The 13794-nt window shown below is 38.0% G+C and carries 13 protein-coding genes; 6 read left to right on the top strand and 7 right to left on the bottom strand.

What is annotated here, in order from left to right; genetic code table 11:
- Positions 1–11: 11 nt before the first annotated feature.
- The 6 genes from R3333_RS01470 to R3333_RS01445 all read right to left on the bottom strand — a co-directional run bounded on the left by R3333_RS01470 (position 12) and on the right by R3333_RS01445 (position 5313).
- A complete protein-coding gene (locus R3333_RS01470) occupies positions 12–1001 on the bottom strand; it encodes a beta-ketoacyl-ACP synthase III (protein ID WP_318956800.1) in 990 nt (329 codons plus the stop codon).
- Position 1002: 1 nt separating this feature from the next.
- Positions 1003–1941, bottom strand: a complete 939-nt coding sequence (gene plsX / locus R3333_RS01465) for a phosphate acyltransferase PlsX (RefSeq protein WP_318956799.1) — start codon at positions 1939–1941, stop codon at positions 1003–1005.
- A gap of 36 nt (positions 1942–1977) precedes the next feature.
- Positions 1978–2169, bottom strand: a complete 192-nt coding sequence (gene rpmF / locus R3333_RS01460; RefSeq protein ID WP_090251990.1) for a 50S ribosomal protein L32 — start codon at positions 2167–2169, stop codon at positions 1978–1980.
- A gap of 23 nt (positions 2170–2192) precedes the next feature.
- Complete coding sequence (locus R3333_RS01455; protein ID WP_318956798.1) at positions 2193–2747, bottom strand: YceD family protein; 555 nt, start codon at positions 2745–2747, stop codon at positions 2193–2195.
- A 93-nt stretch (positions 2748–2840) separates the two neighbouring features.
- On the bottom strand, positions 2841–3947 hold the full coding sequence (gene pdxA / locus R3333_RS01450; protein WP_318956797.1) for a 4-hydroxythreonine-4-phosphate dehydrogenase PdxA: 1107 nt from the start codon (positions 3945–3947) through the stop codon (positions 2841–2843).
- 1 nt (position 3948) lies between these two features.
- The gene (locus R3333_RS01445) at positions 3949–5313 is read right to left on the bottom strand and encodes a leucyl aminopeptidase (protein WP_318956796.1); all 1365 of its coding nucleotides are present in this window, start codon (positions 5311–5313) and stop codon (positions 3949–3951) included.
- A gap of 443 nt (positions 5314–5756) precedes the next feature.
- Here R3333_RS01445 and R3333_RS01440 point away from each other — a divergent pair, with 443 nt between their 5' ends.
- The 6 genes from R3333_RS01440 to R3333_RS01415 are packed head-to-tail and all read left to right on the top strand — an operon-like array spanning position 5757 to position 11554.
- The gene (locus R3333_RS01440; protein ID WP_318956795.1) at positions 5757–5942 is read left to right on the top strand and encodes a twin-arginine translocase TatA/TatE family subunit; all 186 of its coding nucleotides are present in this window, start codon (positions 5757–5759) and stop codon (positions 5940–5942) included.
- Positions 5943–5956: 14 nt separating this feature from the next.
- Positions 5957–7363 (top strand): Asp-tRNA(Asn)/Glu-tRNA(Gln) amidotransferase subunit GatA, encoded by a 1407-nt coding sequence (gene gatA / locus R3333_RS01435; RefSeq protein ID WP_318956794.1) that lies wholly within the window; start codon positions 5957–5959, stop codon positions 7361–7363.
- Positions 7364–7368: 5 nt separating this feature from the next.
- Positions 7369–8625, top strand: coding sequence for a lytic transglycosylase domain-containing protein (locus R3333_RS01430; RefSeq protein WP_318956793.1), 1257 nt, complete (start codon positions 7369–7371; stop codon positions 8623–8625).
- 2 nt (positions 8626–8627) lie between these two features.
- Complete coding sequence (locus R3333_RS01425; RefSeq protein WP_318956792.1) at positions 8628–9764, top strand: DUF4837 family protein; 1137 nt, start codon at positions 8628–8630, stop codon at positions 9762–9764.
- The gene (locus tag R3333_RS01420) at positions 9757–10527 is read left to right on the top strand and encodes a glycosyltransferase family 2 protein (protein WP_318956791.1); all 771 of its coding nucleotides are present in this window, start codon (positions 9757–9759) and stop codon (positions 10525–10527) included. Before R3333_RS01425 ends, R3333_RS01420 begins: the two co-directional genes overlap by 8 nt.
- Positions 10502–11554, top strand: a complete 1053-nt coding sequence (locus R3333_RS01415; RefSeq protein ID WP_318956790.1) for a glycosyltransferase family 9 protein — start codon at positions 10502–10504, stop codon at positions 11552–11554. Before R3333_RS01420 ends, R3333_RS01415 begins: the two co-directional genes overlap by 26 nt.
- A gap of 61 nt (positions 11555–11615) precedes the next feature.
- Here the strand turns inward: R3333_RS01415 and R3333_RS01410 are convergent.
- Positions 11616–13794, bottom strand: a 2179-nt coding sequence (locus R3333_RS01410) for a gliding motility-associated C-terminal domain-containing protein (protein ID WP_318956789.1), incomplete at its 5' end; no start/stop codon positions are given.

Below are 13794 nucleotides of genomic sequence, written 5' to 3'. Positions count from 1 at the left end.
TTTAATGAATTTTATGAATTGTAGGCCCATTTCAAGTAAACGGCACCCCATGTGAATCCACCTCCAAAGGCTGATAAGATAATATTATCTCCCTTTTTAAGCTGTGGTTCCCAATCCCACAAACATAATGGTAATGTACCTGCTGTAGTGTTACCATACTTCTGTATGTTAATCATTACTTTCTCTTTCGGTAAGCCCATTCTATTTGCTGTGGCATCAATAATACGCAAGTTGGCTTGGTGTGGTACTAACCAATCTACATCATCACTTGAAAGATTATTTTTCTCCATGATTTCTGCAGAAACCTCCGCCATGTTGGTAACCGCAAACTTAAACACTTGCTTACCTTCTTGGTGTACATAGTGCATACGTTTGTCTACCGTTTCATGCGATGGTGGGTTCACTGAACCACCTGCCGGTTGTATTAAATATTTTCTTCCCGATCCGTCACTTCTTAGTATAGAATCAACAACACCGTTACCTTCTTCGTTTGGCTCTAGTAAAATTGCACCAGCTCCGTCTCCGAAAATTACACAAGTAGCTCTGTCTTCATAATCAATGATAGACGACATTTTATCTACTCCTATAACGATAACTTTTTTGTGATGTCCAGATTCTATAAACTTAGCTCCCGTTGTGATCGCATACAAAAATCCAGAACAAGCTGCTTTAAGGTCATATCCCCAAGCATTACTCATACCAACTTTGTCACAAACAACATTAGCTGTTGACGGGAAAGGGTAGTCTGGTGTTACTGTAGCAACGATTACAAGATCGATATCTTCTGGAGTATTGTTGGTTTTCGCTAATAATCCTTTAACTGCTTCTGCAGCCATGTCTGATGTAGACTGATCTTTCGCGATGCGCCTCTCTTTAATTCCAGTTCTAGTAGTTATCCACTCATCGTTGGTATCAACGAGTTTTTCTAAATCCTTGTTCGTCATCACGTGCTCTGGTAAGTACCCTTGAACACCTGATATAGCTGCAGTAATTTTACCCATACTAGTTAATTGCTTCTTTAATTTTATCAGTAAGCTTCGACTTTGTTACATCATACGAATGTAACAACATATTTTTAACCGCAATATCATTTGATATTCCATGTCCAATGATAACGTTAGAATTTACACCTAAAATTGGTGTTCCTCCATAGTTTTCATAATTGAAACGGTCAAAATACTCATCGCGCATACCACGCTTTTGCATAAGTCCGAACAATCCTTCTGCTTGCTTAAGAACTACATTACCTGTAAATCCATCACAAACAATTACGTCAACTTTTCCAGTAAAAATATCTCTACCTTCTATGTTGCCCGCAAAATTGAAGTCTGTACTTCCTTGCATAAGTTTGTAGGCAGACTGCGTTAGCAAGTTACCTTTAGTTTCTTCCTCACCAATGTTCAATAAACCAACTTTTGGATTCTCAATACCATAAACTTCTCTGGCATATAGAGATCCTAAAATTGCAAATTGATACAATACATCCGGTTTACAATCGGCATTTGCACCCACGTCTAGAATCAAAGAGTTTCCACCTCTGATATTAGGAATGGTAGATGTAATACACGGTCTGATAATTCCCGGAACAGCGTTCACTTTATAAATAGCACCAACGAGCATAGCCCCAGTATTACCGGTGCTAGCAAAAGCTTGGATTTCTCCAGAAGCTAAGAGGTCGAAACCTTTAGAAATTGTACTGTTTGGTTTTTGAGGAATTGCACGAGTCGGATGATCGTGCATAGTAATAACATCAGGGGCATGGACAATCTCGAAGTCATCCGGATTACCTCCTAATTCAACTAACTTTTCGCGTACCACATCTTGGTCGCCGAATAAAACGATGCGTGTGTCCTGAGGAAGTTCTTTATTGGCGAGGATCGCTCCAGAAACGTTCGCTTCTGGAGCAAAATCTCCTCCCATAATATCTAATCCTATCTTCATCAGGAAATGAAATGATTTAATTCACTTCAACGGTAATTATACCGCAACTTCTTTTTCAGCGATTACTCTACCCTTGTAGTAAAGTTTCCCTTCATGCCAAAAAGCACGGTGGAACAAATGCGGCTGACCAGTAGTTGGACAAGTAGCGATGTTGTTAGCAACTGCTTTTACGTGCGTTCTTCTCTTGTCACGTCTTGTTGTTGACGTTCTTCTTTTTGGATGTGCCATTTTACTTTATTTATTTAAAACGTTTAATTCAAATTCTTCAATGCTGACCACCTTGGATCAATATCATCATCGTCATCGTCGTCGTTACCGTCTTCAATGTCGTCTTCTTTCAAATCTTCTTCTTCGACTATAGAATATTCATCAATCAATGCTATCATTTCTTCATTACAATCACCTTCGTCGTGAACGGATCTTGTAGGTAATGAAATTGTCATTAATTCATAAATAATAGGAGCCAAGTGCAATTCATATTCTTGTGGTTCCAATACAATTAAATTTTCATCGTCACTAATCTCAGTTCCGAATTTGAAAACAATTCTGTATTCACCATAAATATACTCTTCTAAAGGATCGGTACATCTTGCACATTCTACGTCAACGTTACCGTCAACCACAAAATTTGCAATCAGCATGGTTTCCTTTTTCTCTAGCTCCATCTCTACTGTAAGCTTTCCAGCTTTTATAATAGAGTATTCTAAATCTTCAAAGAACTGATCCGTAATGTCAAATTCAAAGTCGTGAAATCCAACTTTTAATCCTTCAAAAGGAACAATAAATTTATTCTTCGAACTTCTCATAGTTCAAAAATTGGTCTGCAAAGTTATAAAAATAAAATGATTATCTACACTTCATTTCTAAAACTTAGGATTATTATTCTAATTTATAATGCCTTAATCTCTATCACGCCCTTTTCCCTTGTAAGGTTTAGGCTCTGAAATCGCTAAAGGATCTTTGTTTATTTCCTTAATAAATGCGCGTGTTCTGTATACATCCATTGCCAAGTACATGGCCTCTCTAAACGATGCTTCATCTGCTTTTCCTTGTCCAGCAATGTCGAAAGCTGTTCCATGATCTGGCGAAGTTCTTACGATAGGTAAGCCCGCTGTAAAGTTTACACCACTGTTAAAGGCAAGTGCTTTGAATGGCGTTAAACCTTGATCGTGGTACATGGCTAAAATTGCATCGTACTGTGTATAGTTGCTTGAACCAAAGAAACCGTCTGCAGGGAAAGGACCGAAGGCCAAAATTTTCTCATTGTTCGCTGCCTGAATTGCAGGGTTAATGATTTCGCTTTCTTCAGTACCCATTTTTCCTTTTTCACCGGCATGAGGGTTTAAGCCCAATACGGCAATTTTCGGACGAACAATTCCAAAATCTTTCTTTAAACTACTGTTCAATTCTTTGATTTTGGCTAAAATTCCTTCGGTTGTAATTGTTGTACTGACATCTTTTAAGGCGATATGACTCGTTACTAAAGCAACGCGCAATTTATCAGAAACCATCATCATCAAAGCTTCTTTTTCTCCGGCCATGTCTGCTAAATATTCAGTATGTCCAGGAAATTTAAAACCTGCTTGTTGAATCGCCTCCTTAGAAATAGGAGCTGTAACTAGAACGTCTACTTTTCCTGCTGCTAAATCTTCTGTTGCTCTTTCTAAAGATTTAAACGCGTATTGTCCGCCTACCTCATTGGATTTACCTAAAGTGATATTCACCACCTCGCTCCAACAACTTACAACATTTATTTTCTTGTGCTGAATCTCGTTGGCGTCAGCAATACGTGTGAAATTGAAATTCTTATCGTTAATGGCTTTCTTGTGGTAAGAAATGGTCTTACTTGAACCATAAATAACAGGAGTACATTCGGTAAGAATTCGCGGATCACCCAAAGCTTTGATAATTACCTCAGGACCTATTCCGTTAATGTCGCCCAAAGTAATACCAACTCTTATTGGTTCGCGTGTAGATATTATTTTTTCTTTCTCTTGTTTCTCCATCTTAATACTCGTTTTTAAAGAAGTGCTGTAATAAACGAACTCCTGTACCAGTTCCTCCTAAACCTTTGTAGTCTTCTTTTGCTTCTAAGAAAGCTGGACCAGCAATGTCTAAGTGGACATAAGGGTAGTTTACAAAGTGTTCTAAGAATTTACCGGCAGTAATCATACCTGCAGTTGGTCCACCTAAGTTTTTCATATCTGCAATGTTTGATTTAAGTTGTTCGGCGTAATCATCCCAGAAAGGGAAACGAACTAAACGCTCGTGCACTTCAGAACCCGCTTTTTCTAATTTGGTTAAAGTTTCGTTATCGGCATTACCCATAAGGCATGCAGCTTTTTGACCGATAGCTCTAACAGCAGCGCCTGTTAAAGTAGCTGCATCGATCACCAATTCTGGTTCGTATTTGTTGGCGTATGCCAAGGCATCACCTAATAATAATCTTCCTTCTGCGTCTGTGTTCAATACTTCAACTGTAGTTCCGTCGAACATAGTGATAACATCTCCTGGTGCGTAAGCATTTTGACCGGGTCTGTTATCGGTTGCAGGGATTAAACCAATCACATGGTGTTCCGCTTTGTTTAAAGCCATGGCGTAAATTGTACCCACGATACAAGCTGCACCACCCATGTCACTTTTCATAATATCCATAGAATGAGCAGTTGGTTTTAAGCTTAAACCTCCTGTATCATAAACCACACCTTTACCAACCAGTACAATAGGTTTTTTGTTTTTTGCTTTTTTGGGTTTGTATTCTAAAATTGTGAATGTTGGTGGATCTATCGAACCTTTGTTAACGGCTAATAATCCTCCCATTTTCAAACTTTCAATTTTAGATTTATTGAAAATCTTTACAGAGATATTTGCTTCTTCCCCGCGTTCAACAATTTCTTTACTCAATTGCTCTGCAGTAAGGTAAGATAAAGGCTCATTTACTAAATCTCTCGACCAGTAAACGGCTTTTACCGTATTGTTTAAATATTCTGCTTGTTTTTTATCTCCGTTAATCCAATTGATTTTTTGTAGCAAGTACGCTTTTTCTTTCGCGTCTTTGAAGTACTTTAAGAATTGATAGTTACTTAAAAGTAAACCTTCAGCAAGGTGGTAAGCTCCTTCTTCTCCATGAAGATCAATTTCTAAAACATCCTTGTCTAAGATTGTTCTGATTTGATGTCCAACCTTACGTAGCTTTTCTGCATCTTTTTCTAAAACGTAGAAAAGGTATCCTTCTTCGGTTTTGTAGTATTCAAAATTCTTCTTTCCACTCAAGCTTAAATGAGAGGCTTTTTTAACGCTCTTTTCATTCAAAACATGAACTTGCGCATTGGCTTCATTTAACTTCTTTTCTATCTTTATTTTTGCTTGCATTCTCTACTTCTTTGAATGTGTAAAAATAGTAATGTTTTAATAGATAAAGAATGTTTCTGGTTACAGAGGTGTTTAGAGGAGGTAGTACTTGAGTTTTTAGTGGTTTTTTGGTGCTTTCACATACTATAAACTATTCTAGGATACAGTGTGAATAAAGTAGGTTTTCAAACAGGGGGTGTAGCGGAAGCTTTGTGCAGCAAAACTAGTGTTTTTACACTTTGTTTTGAGCGACTTTAGAAGCTGAAATAAGAAGTTTGTAAAAACTTAGTTATGCAAGTAAACTTAAGCGGAAGACCCGACAGTTTGCCAAATACAAGGCCTCAATTTAATGAAAATTAAAGACCGTAAATCCTTTATTGCAAAGAGAGGTCAAGAATGATACAATACTTTGTTATCATTTTCTATATAAATACGTAACTTTGCGACAAATAAATTAAGACAAGATGATTTTAGGAATGATTGGGTGGCCCCAAGTTATATTAATCGCAGTGATCGTTTTATTACTGTTCGGAGGAAGAAAAATTCCAGAATTAATGAAAGGACTAGGGAAAGGAGTCAAAGAATTTAAAGACGCAACAAATACCCCAGAAGACGAATCTACGTCTACTGAGTCTAAAGAAAACAAATAGTCAAACCAATTTTCATGTACAAAACTTTTGCAGAAGTTAAGTTAGCGCTTAAAGAGGGTGCAACAGTAGAAACTATTGTTCAACATTACCTTTCGGAGATAGAGAAGAGAAAATCATTGAATGCTTTTTTAGAAGTATTCGAAGAGGATGTTCTTGCTCAGGCCAAAGAGGTGGATGCAAAAATCAAAGCCGGAACTGCTGGTAAATTAGCAGGTATGGTGGTAGGTTTAAAAGACAATATCTGTTATAAAAACCACAAGGTTTCAGCTTCTTCTAGAATTTTAGAAGGATTTGAATCTATTTATTCTGCAACGGTTGTACAAAGATTATTGGATGAAGACGCAGTAATTATTGGTCGTTTAAATTGTGATGAATTCGCAATGGGAAGTTCTAATGAGACTTCTTATTACGGTCCGGTAAGAAATGCAATTGACGAAGAATACGTTCCAGGTGGATCTTCAGGAGGTAGTGCAACGGCAGTAGCTGCTGGTTTATGTACAGTTTCTTTGGGGAGTGATACGGGAGGTTCTATTCGTCAGCCCGCGGCATTTACAGGTACAGTTGGTTTAAAGCCAACCTACGGTAGAGTAAGTCGATTTGGGTTAATTGCCTACGCTTCTTCATTCGATCAAATTGGGCCGTTTGCCAATAATGTAGAAGATGTTGCATTGGTAACCAATATTATTGCAGGAGAAGATGAGTACGATTCAACGTCATCATCAAAACCTGTTGAAGATTATACAAACATCTCTTTTGAAGGGAAGAAAAAATTTGCTGTAATTAAGGACGCCATTCAGATGGATGGTTTAGACCCTGAAATTAGAGCAGCGTTTAACGCTCAGGTAGAAGCCTTGAAAGCAGAAGGTCATGTAGTGGAAGAAGTTTCTTTCCCTTACCTTGATGTGATGGTTCCTACGTATTACGTTATTACAACCGCTGAGGCATCTTCTAACTTATCTCGTTTTGACGGTGTTCACTTCGGGTATAGAAGTGAAGAAGCTGTTGGGGTTGAAGCAACGTATAAAAAATCGAGAACAGAAGGTTTCGGTGAAGAGGTGAAACGTAGAATTATGTCTGGTACTTTCGTATTGTCGAATGAGTACTACGATTCATATTACACAAAGGCGCAAAAGGTAAGAAGAGTAATTCAAGACAAGACCAATGAGATTTTGTCAGCATACGACTTCATTATTTTACCAACCACTGCGTCTACAGCATTTAAGCTCAATAGTGTTACAGATCAAATTCAAATGTACTTGCAAGATATCTTTACGGTACAGGCGAACTTGGCGGGTAACCCTGCAATCTCAGTTCCGGCTGGGACGCACTCTAACGGATTGCCATTTGGTATTCAAATCATGGCAGACCATTACCAAGAGAAAGAATTATTGGCGTGTGCTGAACACTTGATGAAAAAGTAAACTTTATGATAAAATATTGCTGGTCTGTATTTACTACGGTTTTTTTTGCTGCCCTTAGTTTTGGTCAGGTAGAAGATAGCCTCCAACGTCAACAAGAAATTATAGAAGGTGAGCAATTCATCGCTACAGTAAATGCAAGCTTGCAAGAGTTTTATAAGGAGTGGGCCAACAGTGAGAACTATGATTCCATTGTTGCTTCCTTGGGGTATGTAGAAGGACAAGTTCCGGAGTTTGACGATTCTGTATATTGTCAGCGTTTGGACGACATGAATGAGATGAGTCCTTTTCACTACGCTTGTAACCCAACTGTTTTATCTACTTTGAAATACTTCACAAAAAATAGAAGGAGATTTACCAGTATTACTTTGGGTAGATCAAAACTTTACTTTGATATGTATGAGGAGAAGTTGGATAAACACAACATGCCCATAGAATTAAAGTATTTATCTGTAATAGAGAGTGGTTTACGACCACAAGTAAAATCTAGAGTAGGTGCTACAGGTTTGTGGCAGTTCATGTATAGAACCGGAAAAAAATACGGATTAGACCAAAACTCGTTCATCGATGAGCGCATGGATCCGGAAAAAGCTACGGAAGCGGCGTGTTTGTACTTGAAAAGGTTGTATAATGCCTACGACGATTGGAACATGGCCTTGGCGGCATATAATGCAGGACCAGGAAATGTAAACAAAGCCATTCGTAGATCAGGAGGGAAAACCACTTACTGGGAAATCAGACCTTATTTACCGAGAGAAACGCAGGCGTATGTTCCTAATTTTATTGCTATGAGCTACATGATGACCTATCATGTAGAACACAATATTATTCCAGCAGAAGCGAAAGTTTACGATTTTGAATTGGACACCGTGTGTTTATCACAAGGCGTACACATGAATATCATAGATAGTTTAATGGATTGGTCGATGGAAGATATTCAATTTGTAAACCCTATTTACAAAACGAGCTACATTCCGAAAACGACACCTCAACAATGCATCAACATTCCGGTAACCAAGGTAAATGAATGGATAGCGATGGAAGATTCTATTTATGCTTTAGATTCTGCTATTTATAATTTACCAATAGAAGAGGAGTTGGCAAAATTGAAATCTTCAACCGAAGATTATCATAAAGTGAGAAGTGGAGAAAACTTGTGGATCATTGCTCGTAATAATGGTACGACTGTTGCAAGGTTAAAGAAATTAAACCCTGGCATTAACCATGATAGGTTGAGAATCGGTCAGCGCATCAGAATTAGATAATTATGAGAAACTCAATTTTTAGCTTAGTAACCTTATCTCTTCTCCTTTTTTCATGTGGGGAAAATCAAGAGGGCTCATCAGCAATGGTGGTGAAGTCCGAAACTTCTTCGGAAAAGGGAACAACCACAATTTCAGAAAACAAAGGCTACACACAATCTACTTTTCCTGTTGTAGGTAAAGTTGGGTTAATGGCCGTAGTTTGTCCGGATGAACTTTGGACACCTCGTGTAGAAAAAGCATTAGACTCTGTTTTTGGAGAATATTTTAGACCTTTCTACCCTCCTCAAAAAAGATTTGAAGCTTACCATCTAACGCCAGAAGAATTTGAAAAGCGTAATAAGCGCGTAAGAAATTTGATGGTACTTTCTTTAGATGATAAAGTTAAACCGGGAAAAGCTGAAGTAAACTTAAAGGAAAGTTATTACGCATCAACTCAGATGGCAACTTATATCAGTGCCAACAGTGTGTCAGATATTGAAGAAGCTTGTGAGAGTCAGCTTTGGGATATAGCCCGACGTTACGATAAAATGGCTTGGAGAAGAGAGGTGATACGTAACCAGAGAGATCCTGGTAAAATGGTAGAAAAAAGAGTGTTCGATAAATTTGATATCCACTTAGATCTACCAAAGAATGCAAGTGTTTCTGGAGAGCGTAAGAATTTTGTGCGTATTTCTTTCCCAGATGAGAGTAGACCCATGGATTTAGCCGGAGGTTCTTATCAAACTACACGTACCAACTTTAACCAATACGGAATTATGATTTGGCAATACTCGTTTACAGATTCTAGCTTATTAGAATACCAAACGATGTTGAATTCGAGAGATACGATTTTAAAATACAATGTTCCTCATGAGTACGAAGGTGTATATATGGGAACACAATATCATCCGGCAGTAGTGCCAATTAGAAAGCGACTTACTTTAAATACAATTGAAGGATACGAGTTAACAGGGCTGTTCAAATTTACGGGTGAGATGGAACCGTCAGGAGGAATGTTCTGGAGTTTTACTTTCTTGCATCCTAAGACAAATAAAATTGTAACCGTTAGTGGTTTTGTTGACGTTGTTCCAACAACTTCAGCTGTTCCTTACATTCGTAGAGTACAAGCTATTCTTTATTCTTTGCGTTTAGATGACTAAAATTTCTGCGACAATAATCACATTGAATGAGGAGAGAAATATTGAAAGATGTATTCTTTCCTTAAAAGATGTTGCCGATGAAATTATTGTGTTGGATTCTTTTTCAACAGATAAAACAGAGGAGATTTGTCGTGGCCTTGGAGTGCGTTTCGAAAAAAGAGCATGGGAAGGCTACAGTCAATCAAAGAATTATTTGAATACGTTAGCGACGTATGATTATATCTTCTCCATAGACGCTGATGAAGCTTTGAGTGCTGAACTCAAAAGTTCAATTTTAGCCGAGAAGAAAAAAGGATTAAGTGGAGTTTATGCGGTAAATCGCATGACCAATTATTTGGGTACTTGGATTAAACATTCGGGATGGTACCCTGATGTGAAGACGAGAATATTTCCAAAAGCTACCAGTAAATGGGTAGGGGCTTATGTTCATGAAGAATTGGAGGTGGAAGGAAATCCCAGTCCAACTTTACTTTCAGGAGATTTACATCATTATTCGTACTACAGTTTCGAAGATCATAGAAATAGAGCAGATAAATATTCACGATTGACTGCTCAAAAAATGAATGTTAAAGGTAAAAGAGCATCCATTTTAAAACCCTATCTTAGCGCGTTGGTTCGATTTGTAGGTATGTACTTTATTAAACTCGGTTTCCTCGATGGAAAAATGGGGTTTAAGATTGCACAAATATCTGCGCTCTCGAACATATACAAATACAAAGAATTGAGGAGGTTAAATCGTGAGCAAAACAATAAATCTAAATAATAAAACTGTTGTAATAAGTAGAACCGATAGCATAGGTGATGTGGTCTTAACACTTCCCATGTGTGCTTGGTTGAAACAACAGTATCCAGAATGTAAAATCATTTTCTTAGGGCAAAGTTATACACGACCAGTTTTAGAGTCGGCACCCTTTATTGATGAAATTCTAGAATGGAATAAAATCGAAGCATTACCTGTTCAAGCTCGTGTAGAGGAATTAAAGAAATTGGAAGCACAGGTTTTTATTCATGTTTTTCCCAATAAGGATATCGCAAAATTAGCGAAGAAAGCGAAGATTCCTTTCCGTATCGGTACATCGCACCGAAGTTACCATTTCTTAACGTGTAATATCAAACCTAATTTCACAAGAAGAAAATCAGAGTTTCATGAAGCTCAATTGAATTTTGAATTGTTGAGAAGTTATGGGATCAAAGAGTTGCCGAGTTTAGAAGAGTTAACGACGTTGATGGAAACTTTTCAACCCAGTTCCATATTGCCTGAGGGAATTCAGCACATGATCCAAGACTTGAATCTTGAATCAGGGAAAAAGAAGGTAATCTTACACGCAAGATCTCAAGGTAGTGCCGTTGAATGGGGAATAGAAAAATTTGCTCGACTTGCAAAGTTGTTATCAGACAATGGTCATGCTGTCTTTTATACCGGAACCAACGAAGAAGGTGTAAATATTAGAGGGAGTATTCCTACAGCGCCAAATGTTTTTGACGTAACAGGTAAATTAACTTTAGCAGAGTTACAAAGTTTTATCTTGCAGACAGATACTTTAGTTGCATGTAGTACCGGACCTTTACATTTGGCGGGAGTACTCGGAGTTGAAGCAATTGGTTTGTTTTCTCCACGACGACCAATACACCCCGGAAGATGGACGCCATTGGGTAATCAAACAAAGGTAATAGTACATGATGAGGAGTGTGAATTGTGTGCTAAGGGTGAGGACTGTAATTGTATCACTAAAATTACCGCCGATCAAGTGTACGAAACGATTACTTCAGACATAGAAGAATTAGCATAGAAAAGTAAGGATATAAAAAAAGGCGGGTTGATCTTCAACCCGCCTTTTTTGTTTTCATCTTTTATTGAGTAATAATCGTTACAAATCCTTCAACAGTTTCTACCTGATTGGCAGAGGTTTGTTTATAGGTAACTTTATAAAAGTAGGTGCCATCTGAACAAGCTCTACCAGTTTCTTTATTGGTTCCATCCCATGCCTCTGTAGCATCGTTTGATTCGTAAACTACATTTCCCCATCGGTTTACAATGAGCATATAGAATTCATCTATTTCACCAATGCTAAGCGTGAGAACATCATTCATTCCATCCTCGTTGGGAGTGAATACATTTGGTACCTCTACACCACAAAATTCAAATAGAACCTGCGTTCCAAGCTCTCGGATGTGACAATCATTAAAGAGTTGTACTACCCAATAACCTTCTGAAACAACAAAGGCCGTATCTTCTTCTGTCCCATCAAACCATACTAAACTATCTACATTAGAAAAATTGCTAACGCTGATGGGTACCGGAACTTGGTTGGGACAAATCACCATGTTTTCAGTAATTGTGGCTTGTGGGTAACCTATAAATTCATAAGTCACACTATCTGTAAATCCACATTGATTATCTGTATACACAAAAGTATAAACTCCCGTGTTGAAGAATTGTAAATCTGGATTGTCGTCATTCGGTGTTAATACCGTCGCTCCTGTACTTGGTATTACCGACCATGTACCACCATTCGTAGACGTTACTCCATTCGCTGTAAAAATGGTGTCACAAATCAATGAATCTGTTAACGTAAATGTTGGAGGTCCGTAAAAATTAACTTCTAAACTATCCACGTGGTTACATTGGTTTTCGGTGTAATATACCCAATAGCTTCCATCGTTTGTGTTGGTGATGGTAACGGCATCTGCCGTTGTATTATCGAAACTTAAATCTGTAGAATTGCTCGACCAACTACCGCCTTGTACAAAACTATTGGCTAATGATAAATTGAGTCCATCTGTACATGTAGAAGGAGAACCAACAATTTGAGGATCTGCAATAAGTGTTACATCAAATGAATTGGTTGTACCACATTGGTTATCGGTAAATGTTATGGTATATGTTCCTGGGTTCAATACCGTAATATTTGGATTGTCCACAGTAACATCAGAGAACTGAACAGAGGGATCACTGGCACTCCAAGTACCTCCATTAAATGAACTTACACCTGAAACAGGGTATAAATTATCACAAAGCGTAGTGTCTGTTAAATTGAAAACAGGATCAGAAGCATAAGTAAGTAACATGCTATCTTGAGTTCCACAACTATTTTCTGTATAATAAACCCAGTAACTTCCTGATGTACTTGCCGTGGCATTTGTTGCTGTACTTGTTGGCGTGTTTAAACTTAACTCAGGAGCATTGGTACTCCAAGTACCTCCACTCGGGAAGTTTGAAGCTATGGTTAAATTAATTACGTTGTTACACGTAGTATCATTGGCCAATATCTCAGGGTTGTCCAAATAAGTGATGTCAAAACTATCTGTATTTCCACAAGTGTTTTGCGTATATGTAAGCGTGTAAGTTCCGAAATTATTTACCGTGATAAGTGGGTTGTTAACATTCAAATCAGAGAAAGTTAAATCTGTTGGAGATGGATTGGTCCAAGTTCCTCCACTTAATGAAGTAACTCCCGAAACTTGATACGTATCTCCACAAAGAATCGTGTCTTGTAAAGTGTTCGTTGAAGCGGGAGCTAAGAAGGTGATAAATAAACTATCTTCTTTGTCACAGTAATTCTCTTGGTAGTACACCCAGTAAGACCCATAAGTACTCGCTGTAATATCAGTGGTGGCTGTATTAGCAGAAGAGAAACTTATTTCTGGTGCGTTGGTAGTCCATGTTCCTCCTGAGGGGTATGAATTGTTTGCGGTGTATGTTTCATTCAATCCGCATACTGTGTCTAAACCTGTAATGTTGGGTGCGTCAAAATAAGAAATGTCTATATCTACAACATTTCCACAAGTGTTTTGTGTAAAGACAAAGTTATAGGTACCAAACGTGTTGAGGGTAATCAAGGGGTTGTTGTCTGTATCACTATTAATGGTGATGTTACTTGGGTCGGGGTTGGCCCAAGTTCCACCATTAGGGGCTACAATTCCAGCAACTTGATGAATTCCATCACATGTAATGGTATCCGCAGCACCTGTAATGTTGGCAGGGACTAAATATATCTGTGCCAAACTATCAATTTTATTACAATGATTG

The organism is Lishizhenia sp. (assembly GCF_033720595.1).
Lineage (GTDB): Bacteria > Bacteroidota > Bacteroidia > Flavobacteriales_D > Crocinitomicaceae > Lishizhenia.
Note: the sequence above shows the minus strand (reverse complement) of the source record. Positions and strands in the feature narration are given on the sequence as shown.